The organism is Neorhizobium descurainiae, from assembly GCF_051400715.1.
Classification (GTDB): domain Bacteria; phylum Pseudomonadota; class Alphaproteobacteria; order Rhizobiales; family Rhizobiaceae; genus Neorhizobium.
The window spans coordinates 83,805-99,240 of record NZ_JBLFFK010000008.1; the positions used below are offsets into that span (position 1 = coordinate 83,805).

The 15,436-nt window shown below is 63.2% G+C and carries 16 protein-coding genes; 7 read left to right on the top strand and 9 right to left on the bottom strand.

The window, feature by feature from the left end; all coding sequences use genetic code 11:
* Positions 1–51: 51 nt before the first annotated feature.
* Positions 52–855 (bottom strand): alpha/beta hydrolase, encoded by an 804-nt coding sequence (locus tag ACMGE0_RS15765; protein WP_436816820.1) that lies wholly within the window; start codon positions 853–855, stop codon positions 52–54.
* 181 nt (positions 856–1,036) lie between these two features.
* Here ACMGE0_RS15765 and infC point away from each other — a divergent pair, with 181 nt between their 5' ends.
* The 7 genes from infC (at position 1,037) to pheT (ending at position 6,600) form a co-directional block, all read left to right on the top strand.
* Positions 1,037–1,573 (top strand): translation initiation factor IF-3, encoded by a 537-nt coding sequence (infC, locus tag ACMGE0_RS15770; RefSeq protein WP_436817000.1) that lies wholly within the window; start codon positions 1,037–1,039, stop codon positions 1,571–1,573.
* Positions 1,574–1,770: 197 nt separating this feature from the next.
* Positions 1,771–1,974 (top strand): 50S ribosomal protein L35, encoded by a 204-nt coding sequence (gene rpmI, locus ACMGE0_RS15775; RefSeq protein ID WP_037159489.1) that lies wholly within the window; start codon positions 1,771–1,773, stop codon positions 1,972–1,974.
* Between the two features lie 38 nt (positions 1,975–2,012).
* A complete protein-coding gene (gene rplT, locus ACMGE0_RS15780) occupies positions 2,013–2,417 on the top strand; it encodes a 50S ribosomal protein L20 (protein WP_436816821.1) in 405 nt (134 codons plus the stop codon).
* Between the two features lie 129 nt (positions 2,418–2,546).
* Entirely contained in the window at positions 2,547–3,629 is a 1,083-nt protein-coding gene (gene pheS, locus ACMGE0_RS15785; protein ID WP_436816822.1) for a phenylalanine--tRNA ligase subunit alpha, read from the top strand.
* Positions 3,630–3,645: 16 nt separating this feature from the next.
* Positions 3,646–3,882 (top strand): DUF4160 domain-containing protein, encoded by a 237-nt coding sequence (locus ACMGE0_RS15790; protein ID WP_436816823.1) that lies wholly within the window; start codon positions 3,646–3,648, stop codon positions 3,880–3,882.
* Positions 3,863–4,138, top strand: a complete 276-nt coding sequence (locus ACMGE0_RS15795; protein WP_436816824.1) for a DUF2442 domain-containing protein — start codon at positions 3,863–3,865, stop codon at positions 4,136–4,138. The genes ACMGE0_RS15790 and ACMGE0_RS15795 overlap by 20 nt, the downstream gene beginning before the upstream one ends.
* A gap of 38 nt (positions 4,139–4,176) precedes the next feature.
* Positions 4,177–6,600, top strand: a complete 2,424-nt coding sequence (gene pheT / locus ACMGE0_RS15800; RefSeq protein ID WP_436816825.1) for a phenylalanine--tRNA ligase subunit beta — start codon at positions 4,177–4,179, stop codon at positions 6,598–6,600.
* A 184-nt stretch (positions 6,601–6,784) separates the two neighbouring features.
* Here pheT and ACMGE0_RS15805 read toward each other — a convergent pair whose 3' ends face one another.
* The 8 genes from ACMGE0_RS15805 to exbB form a co-directional block, all read right to left on the bottom strand.
* On the bottom strand, positions 6,785–8,452 hold the full coding sequence (locus ACMGE0_RS15805) for a hypothetical protein (RefSeq protein ID WP_436816826.1): 1,668 nt from the start codon (positions 8,450–8,452) through the stop codon (positions 6,785–6,787).
* Between the two features lie 217 nt (positions 8,453–8,669).
* Positions 8,670–9,722, bottom strand: a complete 1,053-nt coding sequence (locus ACMGE0_RS15810; protein ID WP_436816827.1) for a hypothetical protein — start codon at positions 9,720–9,722, stop codon at positions 8,670–8,672.
* A gap of 75 nt (positions 9,723–9,797) precedes the next feature.
* Positions 9,798–10,676, bottom strand: coding sequence for a DUF817 domain-containing protein (locus ACMGE0_RS15815; protein WP_436816828.1), 879 nt, complete (start codon positions 10,674–10,676; stop codon positions 9,798–9,800).
* Complete coding sequence (locus tag ACMGE0_RS15820) at positions 10,676–11,299, bottom strand: ribonuclease D (RefSeq protein ID WP_436816829.1); 624 nt, start codon at positions 11,297–11,299, stop codon at positions 10,676–10,678. The genes ACMGE0_RS15815 and ACMGE0_RS15820 overlap by 1 nt, the downstream gene beginning before the upstream one ends.
* A 401-nt stretch (positions 11,300–11,700) precedes the next feature.
* Positions 11,701–12,690 carry an Ldh family oxidoreductase gene (locus ACMGE0_RS15825; protein ID WP_436816830.1) on the bottom strand — a complete coding sequence of 330 codons (990 nt, stop codon included), beginning with the start codon at positions 12,688–12,690 and terminating at the stop codon, positions 11,701–11,703.
* A 51-nt stretch (positions 12,691–12,741) separates the two neighbouring features.
* Complete coding sequence (gene tolA, locus ACMGE0_RS15830; RefSeq protein WP_436816831.1) at positions 12,742–13,725, bottom strand: cell envelope integrity protein TolA; 984 nt, start codon at positions 13,723–13,725, stop codon at positions 12,742–12,744.
* Complete coding sequence (gene exbD, locus ACMGE0_RS15835) at positions 13,722–14,240, bottom strand: TonB system transport protein ExbD (RefSeq protein WP_436816832.1); 519 nt, start codon at positions 14,238–14,240, stop codon at positions 13,722–13,724. The genes tolA and exbD overlap by 4 nt, the downstream gene beginning before the upstream one ends.
* A 6-nt stretch (positions 14,241–14,246) precedes the next feature.
* Positions 14,247–15,413, bottom strand: coding sequence for a tonB-system energizer ExbB (exbB, locus tag ACMGE0_RS15840; protein ID WP_436817001.1), 1,167 nt, complete (start codon positions 15,411–15,413; stop codon positions 14,247–14,249).
* Positions 15,414–15,436: the final 23 nt, after the last annotated feature.

Consider the following 15,436-nt stretch of genomic DNA (forward strand, 5'->3'; position numbering starts at 1 on the left):
GAAGGGTGGGATTATGGTTAAGACTGCAACATTTTTGTCTCAGCCCAAAATTTAATCATGCATTATTGAGGCCGCGACCACAGCCCCCAATTTCTCGATGTCCTGCGGCCGGGAAAGCCGGTGGTCGCCGTCGCGGATCAGGGTCAGAACAACGTCGTCGGCCGGCAGGAATTCGACGAGCTTCAGTGCGTGGCTGTAAGGCACGTCCGCATCCTTCATGCCTTGCAGGATATGGACGGGGCAGCCGGTTTCGATGATACCGGACAGAACGAGGTTCCTGCGACCGTCCTCGATGAGGTCCCGGGTATAGATATTGGGCTCGGGACTGTATTCGGAATGCTCCTCGAAATAGCCCCTCTCGGAAAGCGACTGCCGTTCGGCATCCGTCAGGTTCGGCTCGATGAGCTCCGCAGTGAAATCCGGCGCCGGCGCGACCAGCACGATGCCATCGACGCGGGGCGCCTTCTTGCGCTTCCTCAGTTCCTGCACGAGGCGGAGCGCGATCCAGCCGCCCATTGAGGAGCCGACCAGGATGACCCGCTTCGGCTTGATGTCGTCGAGCACGGCGAGCGCCTCTTCCAACCAGCGGGAGATCGTGCCGTCGCGGAAGACGCCGCCGGAGAGGCCGTGGCCGGAATAGTCGAACCGGATTGCGGCAAGCCCGAGCTCGTCCGCCAGCCTGTCCAGTTCCACGGCCTTGGTGCCCGACATGTCGGACCGGTAGCCTCCGAGCCAGACGAATGCGGGTCCGGCCTTCTTCCGCGCCGCCCGGTGGATGACGGCGATCTCGCGCGCGGCCGGTCCCGCGCCCACGGTGATCCTTTTCCCGGTGATGCCGGCTGCGGTCTCTGTCATGCTGGATCCCTTACGCTTTTCCGGCGCCTATAAAACAGATTCGCCGCGTGCGACAGCAGGTGATTTTTTCATGACAACGTGCTATTGACTTCGGCCAAGCGATCACGACATTGCCGTCGGCCGCAGGCCGGGCGAGCGAGAATCGTCGCTTGCGTTCCGAAACAACAAGGAGAATACGACCATTCGCAGACCATTCAAAGCCGATGCCCCCGTTAAGGAGGGGCCGCGCTCCAATAGGGAAATTCGCATTCCCAAGGTCCAGCTTATCGATGCCGAAGGCCAGAATCTTGGCATAGTCCCGACCGATCAGGCCCTCAAAATGGCAGAGGAAGCTGGTCTCGACCTCGTCGAGATCTCGCCGAACTCTGAACCGCCGGTGTGCAAGATCCTCGATCTCGGCAAGCTGAAATATGCGAACCAGAAGAAGGCTGCCGAAGCCCGCAAGAAGCAGAAGATCGTCGAAGTCAAAGAAATCAAGATGCGCCCGAACATCGACACCCACGACTATGAGGTGAAGATGAAGGCGATCAATCGCTTCTTCGAAGAAGGCGACAAGGTGAAGGTGACGCTGAAGTTCCGCGGCCGCGAAATGGCCCACCAGGAACTCGGCATGAAGCTTCTGCTGCAGGTGAAGGACGACACCCAGGAGATCGCCAAGGTCGAGGCGGAGCCGAAGCTCGAAGGCCGCCAGATGATGATGGTGCTGGCGCCGAAATAAGCGCCGCACCTCTCCGCCCTCAGGCGGTTTTACCGGCCTTTCCGCCGGTTTTTGCCACGCTTTCTTTTCCATTGCGCTTTTCACCGACTGCGGTTATAAGCGCGCGTCCGAACGGTCCGGCAGGGCATGCCGTGGCCGTTCTAAATGCTTGAAACTGGCTTCGTCTGCCGGTTTCGATACAAAAACGGAGTAGCAAAATGCCCAAGATGAAGACGAAATCGGCTGCCAAGAAGCGGTTCAAGATCACCGCAACGGGCAAGGTCGTCGCAGCCGCCGCTGGCAAGCGCCACGGCATGATCAAGCGGTCCAACAAGTTCATCCGCGATGCGCGCGGAACGATGATCCTTGCCGAACCCGATGGCAAGAAGGTTATCAAGAGCTACCTGCCGAACGGTCTCTGAGACTAGTCGAGCGATTGGATCATTAAGGAGATCATGACATGGCACGCGTAAAACGGGGCGTCACTTCCCGCGCCAAGCACACCAAGACCCTCAAGGCAGCCAAGGGCTTCTACGGCCGCCGCAAGAACACGATCCGCGCAGCCAAGGCTGCCGTTGATCGTTCCCGCCAGATGGCCACGCGCGACCGCCGCGTGAAGAAGCGGAATTTCCGCGCTCTGTGGATCCAGCGCATCAACGCTGCCGTCCGCGAGTTCGGCCTGACCTACGGCCGCTTCATCGACGGTCTCAACAAGGCTGGCATCGAAGTGGACCGCAAGGTTCTCTCCGACATGGCGATCCATGAGCCGGCAGCCTTCGGCGCGCTCGTCGAGGCCTCCAAGAAGGCTCTCGAATACCTCAAGGAAGCCGGCACCACCAACGAGTTTGAAAGCGCGGTTCGTTAACCAGCGCTTCCCAAGCTTAATTAGCTTTTCTGATTTTGGGAAACCCGCGCTGGTCAGGGCTGGCGCGGGTTTTTCATTTGCCCGTTACGACCTCGCAATAGATCTCTCCGAACATCAACGGAAGAAACCATGTCCGATCTGGAAAACCTGAAAACTTCGCTTCTGGCGGAAATCGCCGGTGCCGGCGACGAGGCGGCGATCGAGACCGTGCGCGTGTCCGCGCTGGGTAAGAAAGGCTCCGTCTCCGAACTCCTGAAGACGCTCGGTTCGATGTCGCCGGAGGAGCGCCAGAGCCGCGGTGCAGCGATCAACGCGCTGAGGAACGAGATCACCGATGCGATCGCGACCCGCAAGACGGTGCTGAAGGACGCGGCGATCGACGCGCGGCTGAAGGCAGAGACGGTGGATATCTCGCTTCCCGTGCGCTCCTCTCCCGCCGAGCGCGGCCGCATCCATCCGATCAGCCAGATCGTCGACGAGATCACCGCGATCTTCGGCGACATGGGCTTCTCGATCGCCGAGGGCCCGGATGTCGAGACCGACTATTACAACTTCACGGCGCTGAATTTCCCCGAAGGCCACCCGGCCCGCGAGATGCACGACACCTTCTTCTTCCTTCCCGACGAGAAGGGCGAGCGCAAGGTGCTGCGCACCCATACCTCGCCGGTGCAGATCCGCACCATGGAGGCTGAGACACCGCCGATCCGCATCATCATTCCGGGCAAGACCTATCGCCAGGACTCCGATGCCACGCATTCGCCGATGTTCCATCAGGTCGAAGGGCTTGTTGTCGACAAGAAATCGCATGTCGGCCACATGCGCTGGATCCTGGAAGAATTCTGCAAGGCCTTCTTCGAAGTGCCGTCGGTGACGATGCGCTTCCGTCCGTCCTTCTTTCCGTTCACCGAGCCGAGCTTCGAGGTGGACATCCAGTGCGACCGCTCCGGCCCGATTGTCAAGTTCGGCGAAGGCACCGACTGGATGGAGATTTTGGGCTGCGGCATGGTGCACCCGAACGTGCTGAAGGCCGGCGGGCTCGACCCGGACGAGTTCCAGGGCTTCGCCTGGGGCATGGGGCTGGACCGCATCGCCATGCTGAAATACGGCATGCCGGACCTGCGGGATTTCTTCAACGCCGATGTCCGCTGGATGAACCACTACGGCTTCCGGCCGCTCGACATGCCGACGCTGTTCGGCGGTTTGAGTGCTTGAGGCAGAGAACCTGACAATGCCGACCTTGCTGATCTGGCATGGATACAAGTTCAGGTTCTACGCTTTGGACGTGGGTGAACCGCCGCATGTCCATATTGTCAAGGGTTCGAAATCCTTGAAGGTCTGGCTGAGGAGTTTGGAAGTCGCGCAGAATAAAGGATATAATGATCAGGAAATTGGAAGGCTGCTCAAGGTGGCCGCGGACCACCGTGATGAATGGCTAGGCGTTTGGCATGACTTCTTTGGTCTTTGAAACTGACGAGATGCGGCCTGTTCGGGCTTGGTGTGCCGACGGCGAGGTCCACGTGGCGCTCGCCGATGGTCGCGTCATTGCTACGCCTCTCTGGTGGTATCCGTTCCTGTCGGAGCTGAGCGACAACCAACTGAACGACATCGAGTTGATGTACGAAGGAATCTGGTGGACCGCTGTCGATGAAGGCATTTCGGTGAAAAGTATGTTCCTGGGCGTAAAGGCCCCCGGCGCCAAGGCCCCGGAAAAGGCCGCCTGACCTGATTTCCCGATGATTTTGAGACGAGAACAACGACAATGAAATTCACGCTTTCCTGGCTCAAGGATCATCTTGAGACCGACGCAACGCTGGACGAGATCTGCGAGCGCCTGACCTCGATCGGTCTCGAAGTCGAGGATATCGACGACAAGAAGGCTTACAAGCCTTTCGTCATCGCCCGGGTCGTCTCGGCTGAAAAACACCCGCAGGCCGACCGTCTCAAGGTGTTGATGGTGGATGCCGGTGATGGCAAGCCGGTGCAGGTCGTCTGCGGCGCGCCGAACGCCCGTACCGGCCTGATTGGCGCCTTGGCGCGTCCCGGCACCTATGTTCCGGGCATCGGCGTGACGCTCGCCGTCGGCAATATCCGCGGCGTCGAAAGCCACGGCATGATGTGCTCCGAAAAGGAGCTCGACATGTCGGACAATCACGAGGGCATCATCGACCTTCCGGCGGATGCGCCGGTGGGCACGCCCTTCGCTGCCTATGCCGGCCTCGACGATCCTGTCATCGAGATCAACCTGACGCCGAACCGGCCGGACTGCACCTCGATCCACGGCATCGCCCGCGATCTGGCGGCTGCCGGCCTCGGCACGCTGAAGCCGCAGGCCAGGCCCGATTTCAGGACCGAAGGCGAGACGTCGGTCGGCCTGAGGATCGTTCTCGACGACGAACGGCTCTGCCCGGGTTTCGCGCTCCGCCTCGTGCGCGGCGTGAAGAACGGCCCGAGCCCGGCCTGGATGCAGGCGCGGCTGAAGGCGATCGGCCTGCGTCCGATCAACGCGCTGGTCGACATCACCAATTACATGACCTTCGACCGGGGCCGGCCGATGCACGTCTTCGACGCCGCCAAGGTGAAGGGCGGCCTGACGGTCCGCCGCGCGCTGGAAGGCGAGACGGTTCTGGCGCTCGATACGCGTGAGTACAAGCTTACGCCCAACAACGTCGTCATCGCCGACGAGGACGGCGTGGAATCGATCGGCGGCATCATGGGTGGCGAGCATTCCGGCTGCGACGGGAACACGACCGACGTGCTGATCGAGTCGGCGCTCTGGGACCCGATCAACATAGCTAAGTCGGGCCGTTCGCTCGGCATCATCACCGACGCGCGCTACCGTTTCGAGCGCGGCGTAGATCCCGAATACATGATCCCCGGCCTCGACCGCACGACGGAGCTGGTGCTTCAGCTTTGCGGCGGCACGGCTGCGGAAGCGAAAGTCGCCGGTTACAAAGGAAGCCAGCCGAAAGTCGTCGATTTCCCGTTCTCGGAAGTGAAGCGCCTGACGGGCCTCGAAGTCTCGACCGACGAAAGCCGGCAGATCCTGACCCGTCTCGGCTTCACCGTGGAAGGTTCCGGCGAACAGGTCTCCGTGACGGTCCCGTCTTGGCGGCCGGATGTGGACGGCAAGGCCGACCTCGTCGAAGAGGTTATGCGCATCCATGGCGTCGACCAGATCAAGCCGGAGGCGATCGACAGGCTCTCCAGCGTCAACGGAAAGATCCTGACCGCACTGCAGGTGCGCACCCGCGCCGCCAAGCGCGCGCTCGCCTCGCGCGGCATGCTGGAAGCGGTCACCTGGTCCTTCATCTCCGAGGATCAGGCGAAGCTCTTCGGCGGCGGCAGTCAGGCGTTGAAGCTTGCGAACCCGATCGCGTCCGACATGTCGGACATGCGGCCCTCGCTGCTGCCCGGCCTGCTGACGGCGGCGCAGCGCAATGCCGACAAGGGGCTTGGCGACGTGGCGATCTTCGAGGTCTCGGGCACCTATGAGACCGACGCGCCGGAAGGCCAGCGGCGCGTGGCCGGCGGCGTGCGCCGCGGCACCGCCTCGATCAACGGCACGGGCCGCCTCTGGTCGAACAATGCCAAGGGCGGCGGCAAGCCGGTAGACGTCTTCGACGCCAAGGCCGATGCGCTGGCGATCATCGAAGCCTGCGGCCTGCCGATGGGCAATGTCCAGATCGAGAGGGGCGCGCCGGCCTGGTATCATCCCGGCCGCTCCGGCACGATCAAGATGGGCCCGAAAGTGGTGCTCGGCTATTTCGGCGAGTTCCATCCGAAGACGCTGGACAGCCTCGACGTCTCGGGCGCGCTTTGCGGCTTCGAGGTCTTCCTCGACGCCATGCCGGAGCCGAAGAAGAAGGCGACGCGAACCAAGCCGCCGCTGGAGCTTTCGCCCTTCCAGGCGGTGAAGCGCGACTTCGCCTTCGTGGTGGCGAGCGACGTGGAAGCCGGCGCGATCGTCAAGGCGGCATCGGGCGCCGACCGCAAGCTGATCACCGGCGTCAACGTCTTCGACGTCTTCGAGGGCGCCTCACTCGGCGAAGGCAGGAAATCGGTGGCGATCGAAGTGCTGATCCAACCGGTCGAGCGGACACTGACCGACGAGGATTTCGAGGCGCTGACCGGCAAGATCGTCACCAATGTCGAGAAGACGACGGGCGGCGTTCTCCGCGCCTAATTCGGGTGGCGGTGGCTTACCTTAAAAGCTAGCCTGTTCCGCAAGGGACAGGCTTTTTGCTTTTGGGCATCGCCGGCGATTTTCGTCATCCTCGGCCTTTGCCAACAAACTGAGCCGCCGGGCGGAAGTTCGGTGGTTTTTCATGCCTTTCCATCGTCATCCTTGTTCTCGGATGATCCGAGGATCAGGTCCAGCCGGCCATGCGCCAATAGAGATCGTTCGCCCGGTTTGCATCCTCCGCCTCTTCGTCGGAAGCTTCCTCGCCGGCATCTTCCTGCTCGTCTCCGGATGCTTGATCCTCGCTGAATCCGTGCTGGTCGGCCGAGTGCTGCTGTTCGCCGTCCTCGTCGGTTTGCGAGATCGCCTTGGTCTTGCGTTCTTCCGGGTCCCTCTCACGTTCTTCGGGCGGATAGGCCACATAAGGCAGCGGAACGCCCTCACGCAAAACATGAGGCAGCGGCAAGGGAAGGGCGAGCTGCTCGCCGAGTTCCGCTGCGCCGGCCGGCTGTCCATTGGGGTTCGCCGGTGCGCCGGAGGAACGGGCCGACGGAGCCGAAGTCTCCGGCTCCGCAGCCGCCTGCGCGGCCGGTTTGGACGTTGTACCGGCAGCGTCCTCCTTTGCCCGCAAGGCAGGCTCCGGCGGCATTTCGCCGTCGAGCAATTCCTCCAGTGCCTGCCGCTCGGGCAGGGGCCTTGCTGCGGCAGGCAATGCCTCCATGATCTCGCCGGCCCCTTCGGCGAACACTTTCGCGAGCAATTCCGTCATGGCGCCGGCCGCCGTCTTGTCCCCGTGAAGCGCCGCGCGCTCGATGCCACGCTGGGAAAGGCGGGCAAGCGCCGGGCCGTCATAGAAGACGGGGGAGGAGATCTGCCGGTCGCCCGATGCCGGGTAGGCGCTTCTCCGTGCATCACCTTCGAAACGTCGCGCCGAAGATGGAACCTCCGGCATTTCGTCCGTCGGGACTCCGATCCCATCGGGCGTCTCGCTTTCGGCAAGCTCCGCTGCGATTTCCTGCTCCGGTGCCGGCGCTGCAGGGAGTTCGGTTTCCGGGCTGCCGGCTGTCTGCAGCGCGGTTTCTTCCGTCGAGGTGAGAGGCACTGTTTCGGCATCGGGTTCAGGCGTCGCGGCTGCCCGTAGAAGCGCTTCCGCATTGTTCGCCGGTCCGGTAATGGACGCGCTCCCGGTGTCTGCCGCTTGGTTTGCGGCGGCGGCGCTGCTGGTCTGAGGGGCTGACGATGCCGCTTGGGCCTCGGCCGCCGTTCGAGGTGGAGTTCCGCTTCCGGTGGATTGGCCGGAGAGGGGTGGGGCAGCGTTGGCCGGCCGCGGCGGCGGAGCAGCCGTCTGCTCGGCTCCCGCGTTCTGGCGATAGGAACTGACGACCGCTTTGGCGGCCAGATCGCGGTCGAGCAACTGTGCGGTTTCTATCCGCATAGCGAACCGGGCCGCATCCGGTCCGGCCGGGTTATTGAGGATTTCCGTCAGCAGCCGCAGCGAGACACCTTTGACGAGCTGATTGAGAATGCGTTCGAGCGCCATCCTTTCGGCCGGGTTCATCGCCTTCACCGCCTCCGAGAGGCGCCGGGCGTAATCAAGCAGAGCCTCACCTTCACGGCGGGGGAGCTTGATCAGTTTGCCGATGGTTTCGGCGAAGATGGAGAAGCCCTGCGCGAGCTGGAGCTGGGCCGAAAGGGAAAGAATATCCAGCCGCCCGCCTGACAAAGGGGAGGAGGCGATGGTTTCGGTGGCGGCCGCGCTATTGGCCACATCGATCCGCTGCCGCGGCGTGGGCTGGTGCGACGGCGTCTGATAATCGACGAATGAGCTCAACGTGGCACGAACTGGAGGCAGCATCGTACGCTCCATGTCTGATTGCGACGATAGGGGACAGTTCGGCTAAGCGATTGTGTTTTCGCAACGTAGCGGCGCTGCGACCGTAACGCCTCATGGCGTTCCCAATGCCGATAGATAGCATCTACCTTGGGGCAAAAAGGTTAACGCCTCGCTAACATATTAGCGAAAGTGATCTCGGGCGGGGCAGATGGGACGGAAGACTTGGGCGCTTGGGGGATTACGCAGCCAGTTTCCTCTTCAGCAATTCGTAGACGCCGATATCATCCACGCGCACCGGCAGGATATCGGCCTCTTCCTGTTCGATCGCCTTGTCGGCGGCAAGCTTCTCGGTCGCGTCCGCGTTGAATTCGCTTGTCGGAGCCTCGCCTTCGACCGGAGCGTCGGCGGATGCCGCGCTCCTGTCTTCGACCGAAGCCTCATCGGAAACAAGATTCTCGGCTGCTTCGGCGGTATCGGAATTGGCAACCTGTTCCGCCGCGGCGGCAAATATGGCCAGCAGCGCGGCGTCATCGGCCTGCGCCGTTGCGTCCGGGCTTTCCGTGCCCGGCTCGCCTACCGGCTGGTCATTCTTCTCCTCGATGATGTCCTGCACCTTCTGGACATCCTCAAGCTTCTTCCCGGCCTCTGCGGCTTCAATGTCCTCCTGGCGCTCGGCGCGGGTTTCCTCGTCCTCGACGCGGGTCGGGTCGTAACCCTGGGGGCCGAGCTTGAGCTCTTCGAGCGTCTTCGGATCGGCGACGTCTTCGAGACGCTGGACGACGCGCTCGACTTCGGTGCCGAGCTTGCCGCCATTGGCCTTTTTATTCAGGCCCTCCATCAGGCGCTGATTGTCGTCGCCATAGGGGTTCTTGATCGCCGCCAGCAGCGTCTCCATCGAGACGCCGATATCCTTGAGGCCGAGATCTTCCGCAAGCTTGGTCGCTCCGGCCGACCCCATTTCCTTCAACGCATCTTCCAGCGCCTTGCCGAGCCGATAGGAAGAGCGTGCCTCGTCCGTATCGATGCCGAGCTTGGCGGCAAGGCGGTCGATGAGCTCGATCTTCAATTCGTTGGGATCGGTGCGGTTGACGCCGAAGAGGGCGGAAGTGATCTTCTCCCTGGCGCGCCTGGCTTCCTCGCTGGCGCTGATGCGCGCCTCGCTGACCGGATCGCGTTCCTTGCCGGACCGTTCGGCTTCCTCTTTCTTGCGCAGTTCCTCGATGCCGTCGAGCATCGATTGCATCACGTTGGTCGCGGCAAGCCCGTAGGTCTGCTGGGTGGGAAGCAACATGGCCCGATATCCGGTCTCGGAGGTATAACGTGGGCGAAGATAGGTTCCGAAGGTTAACGGGATATTACCGGAGGACTAGGACTTGTCCCCCTCAGAAATAGGAGGCCGCGGCTTCAGGACCAGCGTGACCAGCACGAAGCTGACGTAAAGCAGCAGATACCACGAACCGAGCTTGCCGAACGAAACCACATGCCAGGCCTTCTGTGTCGGATAGATCCAGGTGCCGGTGAGCGTGCCTATGTTTTCCGCCACCCACAGGAAAACTGACGAAAGAAGCGCTGCCGCGACCAGCGGCATGTTGAGGGTCGTCCGATCTGTCGTGAAATGGATGCTCACGCGCCGGAAGATGACGACCGTTGCCGCGAATAGAAGATAGCGCAGATCCGGCAGGTAGTGATGGCTGAAGAAATTGAGGTATATGGCGATCGCCAGCAGTCCGGTCTGCCACATGGGCGGATAGTGGGTGAAGCGCATGTCGAAGATGCGGATCGTGCGGGCCATGAAGGAGCCGACCGAGGCATACATAAAGCCGGAAAACAGCGGCACGCCGGAAATTTGGAAGATCGACGGCTCCGGATAGGTCCATGATCCCATATGGACCTTGAAGATCTCCATGACCGTGCCGGTGACGTGATAGACGAGGATGACCTTGGCCTCCTCCCAGCTTTCCATCTTGAAGCGCAGAAAAAGGGCCTGAACCGCAAGCGCGGCGACGAACAGAAAATCGTAGCGGTAAAGCGGCCAGCCCGGCTGCCAGACGAATTTGGTGACGATCAGCAGCGCGAGCATGATCGCCGCGAACAAACAGGCCCAAGCCTGCTTCAGGCCGAACAGGATGAATTCGGAAAGCCACCAGGGAAGCGGCGCCAATGCGCCACGAATAATGAGACGCAGAGGCTCGAGATAGGGCCCCGTCTCATGTGCCGGCGGACGTTCCCGATGACGCTGTTCCATCAGCTATGGGCGAAGATGTCCACCTCTTCCCAGCCGAGCAGGTCGAGCTTCGCGCGCGTCGGCAGGAAATCGAAGCAGGCCTTGGCAAGCTCGATGCGATTGTCGCGCACGAGCCGGTCGTTGAGCTTGTCGCGCAATGCATGCAGGTAGAGCACGTCGGAGGCGGCATATTCGAGCTGCGCCGGCGAAAGCACTTCCGCGGCCCAGTCGGATTGCTGCTGCGCCTTTGAAACGTCGATGTCGAGCAGTTCCTTGAGATTGTCCTTGAGCCCGTGACGGTCCGTATAGGTGCGGGCGAGCCGCGAGGCGATCTTGGTGCAGAAGACCGGCGTCGTCGTCACGCCGAACGTATGGAAGAGGACGGCGATGTCGAAACGACCGTAATGGAAGATCTTCTGCCGCGAGGGGTCGGCAAGCAGGGCGACGAGGTTCGGCGCCTGGTTCTGGCCGGCGGCGATGCGGATCACGTCGGCCGAGCCGTCACCCGGCGAAAGCTGCACGACGCAGAGGCGGTCGCGGCGCGGCACGAGGCCGAGGGTCTCCGTGTCGATGGCGATCGCCCCCGTGTAGCGGATTGCATCCACCGCCGAAATATCGCCCTCGTGATATCGAATCTCTGCCATGCCCGTCTCCGTCGGCCTGTCATTCCGGCATTCGCTATAGACCACGTTCTTCGCCAAGGATACCGTCATCTTGGAGCGCCCGCCGTGGAAGCTGAATCCCGCCTTTGTGAGCGATGGGTTTGTCCCTGGGCATTTGCTCAAGCTTTGCGTCCAGCGCATTGCTGCATTGCAACAGAAGGGATTGGCGCGCTTAATCGATTAGCCTATATCTCTGTTCATCGAACGGCGCACTCCTCCTCCCAGCGTCGTTTGATACGGATCGACAACATCCTCCTCCTCCCAGTTGTCGATCAAGTTTAAAGCCTGGCGCATCCTCCTCCCGCGCCAGGCTTTTTCATTTTCAGTTCCTCTCCGTTGAGATTGCCCGGTTTGCCGCTTGGCACGCCAGAGGCGCTCCGTGCCTAACCCAAAGCCTTGATCGCGGCGATCACCTCGTCGTCGATGTCGAGACCCTTTTCGATCGCGGCACTTCGAGCGTTCTGCCCACGCCGGCCGGGCAGCCGAACACCCTCTTCCGACGCCATTTCCCGGGCGAATTCCGCGATCCGTTCGACTGCGGAAGCGGCCCCGGCCGTGGGATCGATGACGATCAGCGTCTGGCCGACCGCAGGTGGTGCGCCCTTCTCTTCCATGAAGGAGCTTGCCTCATAGGAGAAGTTGCCGCCCGTCAGGCCGGCCGCCAGGATTTCCACCATCAGGGCCAGCGCCGCGCCCTTGGCGCCGCCGGAAGGCGCCATGACGCCTTTCAACGCCTCGTTCGGATCGGTCGTCGGCCTGCCTTCGGCATCGAAGGCCCAGCCTTCCGGAATGCTCTCGCCCTTCTGCCTGGCCGCCATGATCTTGCCCGCCGCGACGGTGGAAAGCGCGAGATCGATGACGATGGGGTCTTCCCCTGCGACGGGCGTGGCAAAGGCGATCGGATTGGTGCCGAACAGGCGTTTCCTGCCGCCCCAGGCGGCCATGGAGGCCGGCGCATTGGCGAACATCAGCGCCACGAGGCCCTGTTCGGCGAACCGTTCCACCGTCAGCGCCATGACGCCTGCGTGATGCGAGCGATGGACGAGGCCGAGCGCGATGCCCTGTTCGCGGGCTATGTCGGGAAGCTTTTCAACGGCAAGATCGAAGGCCGGATAGGCGTAGCCGAGCGCGGCATCGACTGTGAGCACCGCCGGTCTTGGGCGTAAGGTGGTGGGGCGTGCCTTGCCGTCCACCTTGCCGTTGCGGGCCTGGCCGATATAGGCGGGAATGCGCCTCAGCCCGTGCCCGTATTGCCCGGCCGCTTCCGCATGCACGAGCGCGTGCGCGACGGATCGGGCCGTTTTGGGGAGAACGCCGTTGGCTTCGAAAACGCCCTGTACGAGCGTTTCGGCTTCTTGGAGTGTCATGTGCATGCTGGAGATCCGAAGCAGGTCAGGAGCGAACGCCGCTCCGAAATGAAGCGGCTACTGGCACTCTACCGGCTGGCTTAGGGTGCGTGCAACACCGGAAGGAGGCGTCGGGATAGGTGACGCGCGCCGCACAGCCGATGCGACATAGTCGTCGATAGCCGAATTGCCTGACGACCGCGCCACCGAAACGCTGCCGATGTTGCCGCTACCATCGAAACTGAAGCGAACCGTCACAATACCGGTGACATTGCCGGGGCAGCGCCGGGCATATCTGCCGATCTTCGCCCGCACACGTGTCATCCACTGTGTCGGCGAGACTGACGAGGAAAAGAACCCCGCGGAATTCTGGTTCGCCGCCGTTCGATCCGATTGTCTGGCCTGAACCTTCGCTTCGGCCGTCTCCCGGCGCGCCTGCTGTTGCTGCTGCTTCGGCCTTTCGACCTTCTTGACCGGCTCCTTCTTCGGCTCGGGCTTCTTGGCCACTTCCGGCGGTTTCTCGACCGGCATCGGCGGACGCACCATAGGCAGCGGCACCTCGACATTTTCGAGCGCAGCCGTCATCTGCTGCTCGATCGGGTCGATCTCCTCGACGGGTTCCGGCGGCGGTTCGGGAATGGTCTGGGTGATTTCGGGTTGCGGCTCCGGCAGCGGTTCTTCCATGACCGGTTCCACCGGCTCGGGCTCGACGGGTTCGGCGACCTCCTGCGGGGGCGGTTCGACCGGCTGCGGCTCGGGTTCGGCCACCGGCTCCGGTTGAGGCTCCTCGACCGGCTCCGCCTGCTCGCTCTTGACCTCTTCCACGTCCTGAACGTCCGGAGAAATCTGCTCCTCTTCCGTGTTGACGGCCTCCGGCTCGGGCGCCAGTTCGATCATGATTGCCGCAGGGGGAGCGCTCTCCGACGGTGAGACCGGCTCTTCCCGCATCAGGTAGAGAGCGGCTCCGTAATGCACCGTCAGCATCACGAGCCCGGCAGCGCCCCAGAGCGCCAGCTCGCCGACGCGCCCACTCGGACCTGTCTGCGAGACGACGATGCTCATGGATTGCCTCCCGCCGCGGGCGCGGAGGGTCCGGCTTGCGGTCCGGCGGCCGGCGCCTGGGTGCCGTCGGCAGGTGCGGCGGAGGCCGGTGGCGTCGGCAGCGCTTCGAGACCCACCAGCGCGATCTTCAGGTAACCGGCATCCCTGAGCAGGTTCATGACTTCCATGAACTGCCCGTAATCGACCGCCTTGTCGGCGCGCAGGAAGACGCGCGTGTCCTTGTTGCCCTCGGTCACTCGGTCCAGCGTTGCGGCGAGCTGCTCGCGCGCCACGGCGTCGTTGCCGATGTTGAGGCTGAGATCTTCCTTCACAGTCAGATAGAGCGGTTCGTCCGGCCGTTCGGCGGGCTTGGCGGAGGAAGCAGGAAGATCGACATTGACGTCGACGGTGGAAAGCGGCGCCGCTACCATGAAGATGATCAGGAGAACCAGCATGACGTCGATGAACGGCGTCACGTTGATCTCATGGTTTTCGGGAAGCTCGTCGCCGTGATGTTCGCGAATGCCGCCGGCCATGGTCGATCAGCCTCCCGCCACCAGCGACATCGGGGTCTTGCGCGCGCCGGGCGGAACCTTGCGGAAATCGAGGTCGCGGCTGACGAGCCGCTCCACGCCGGCTGCGGCATCGGCGAGAAGCTGGCGGTAGCCGGTCACGGACCGGGCGAAGACGTTGTAGATGACGACGGCCGGGATGGCGGCCACCAGGCCGATGGCGGTGGCGAGCAGGGCTTCCGCGATGCCCGGCGCGACCACGGCAAGGTTCGTCGTCTGCGTTTCGGAAATGCCGATGAAGGAGTTCATGATGCCCCAGACGGTGCCGAACAGGCCGACGAAGGGGGCGGTCGAGCCGATCGTCGCGAGCACGCCCGTGCCGCGCGACATGCGCCTTCCGGCAAAAGCCTCGATGCGGGAGAGGGCTGAGCCAACACGCTCCTTGACGCCATCGCCATCAGCGTGATCGAGAGCGGCTTCGGAAAGCTGCATCTCTTCGGCGGCGGTGCGCAGCATCAGCGCGGCAGGGCCGCCGCGGCCGCCGACGGCGTTCACGGCTTCGGCAAGCGAACGCGAGGAACGGATGACCTTCAGCGTCCGGCCCGCCCGGGCGCGCGCGCCGGCAAGCTCCAGCGTCTTGGCAAGCCAGACCGTCCAGGTGACGAGCGAGGCAAAGGCGAGGCCGATCATCACACCTTTGACGATCCAGTCGGCCGCCATGAACATGCCCCAGGGCGAAAGGTCGTGCGGCAGGTCCTCCCGCTGCTCGGGATCCAGGAACTGCGTGAACGTATCGGCCGGCTGCTGCTGAGCGGGTTCGCCGGGCGCCGGTTGGGCCGCGTTATTCTCCGGTACCGGAGCCGGCGCGGGCGGAGAAGGCGGAGGTGCCGCGGTTTCCGGCTGCGAGGCGGTCGGACCGGCCGGCTGCGGAGCGGACTGCCCCTCGCTCGCCGCCGGAGCTGCCGGATTTGCGGCCGGCCGCGTCGGCGCGGGAGACATGGCGGGTGCGGACGGAGTTTCGGGTGCTGTAGCGGATGGAGCAGCGGGAGCGGGTGCCGGCTGGCTGGGGGCGGTCGCCTGCGGCGGTGCCGCTGGTTGCGGTGCGTCCGGGGCAGGGGCCTGCGCCATTACCGTCGAGGCGGTGAGTGCCAGCGTCGCCAGGGCTATCGGAAGCCGGCTCCTGATCGGCTGGCGCATGGAAAGAGCGGGCTTCAGGGCAA

Excerpts from the sequence above, each read along its gene's own strand:
- ACMGE0_RS15765 (WP_436816820.1), bottom strand. The coding sequence starts at position 855 with ATGACAGAGACCGCAGCCGGCATCACCGGGAAAAGGATCACCGTGGGC.
- rpmI (WP_037159489.1), top strand. The coding sequence starts at position 1,771 with ATGCCCAAGATGAAGACGAAATCGGCTGCCAAGAAGCGGTTCAAGATC.
- rplT (WP_436816821.1), top strand. The coding sequence starts at position 2,013 with ATGGCACGCGTAAAACGGGGCGTCACTTCCCGCGCCAAGCACACCAAG.
- pheS (WP_436816822.1), top strand. The coding sequence starts at position 2,547 with ATGTCCGATCTGGAAAACCTGAAAACTTCGCTTCTGGCGGAAATCGCC.
- ACMGE0_RS15790 (WP_436816823.1), top strand. The coding sequence starts at position 3,646 with ATGCCGACCTTGCTGATCTGGCATGGATACAAGTTCAGGTTCTACGCT.
- ACMGE0_RS15795 (WP_436816824.1), top strand. The coding sequence starts at position 3,863 with ATGACTTCTTTGGTCTTTGAAACTGACGAGATGCGGCCTGTTCGGGCT.
- pheT (WP_436816825.1), top strand. The coding sequence starts at position 4,177 with ATGAAATTCACGCTTTCCTGGCTCAAGGATCATCTTGAGACCGACGCA.
- ACMGE0_RS15805 (WP_436816826.1), bottom strand. The coding sequence starts at position 8,452 with ATGCTGCCTCCAGTTCGTGCCACGTTGAGCTCATTCGTCGATTATCAG.
- ACMGE0_RS15810 (WP_436816827.1), bottom strand. The coding sequence starts at position 9,722 with ATGTTGCTTCCCACCCAGCAGACCTACGGGCTTGCCGCGACCAACGTG.
- ACMGE0_RS15815 (WP_436816828.1), bottom strand. The coding sequence starts at position 10,676 with ATGGAACAGCGTCATCGGGAACGTCCGCCGGCACATGAGACGGGGCCC.
- ACMGE0_RS15820 (WP_436816829.1), bottom strand. The coding sequence starts at position 11,299 with ATGGCAGAGATTCGATATCACGAGGGCGATATTTCGGCGGTGGATGCA.
- ACMGE0_RS15825 (WP_436816830.1), bottom strand. The coding sequence starts at position 12,690 with ATGCACATGACACTCCAAGAAGCCGAAACGCTCGTACAGGGCGTTTTC.
- tolA (WP_436816831.1), bottom strand. The coding sequence starts at position 13,725 with ATGAGCATCGTCGTCTCGCAGACAGGTCCGAGTGGGCGCGTCGGCGAG.
- exbD (WP_436816832.1), bottom strand. The coding sequence starts at position 14,240 with ATGGCCGGCGGCATTCGCGAACATCACGGCGACGAGCTTCCCGAAAAC.
- exbB (WP_436817001.1), bottom strand. The coding sequence starts at position 15,413 with ATGCGCCAGCCGATCAGGAGCCGGCTTCCGATAGCCCTGGCGACGCTG.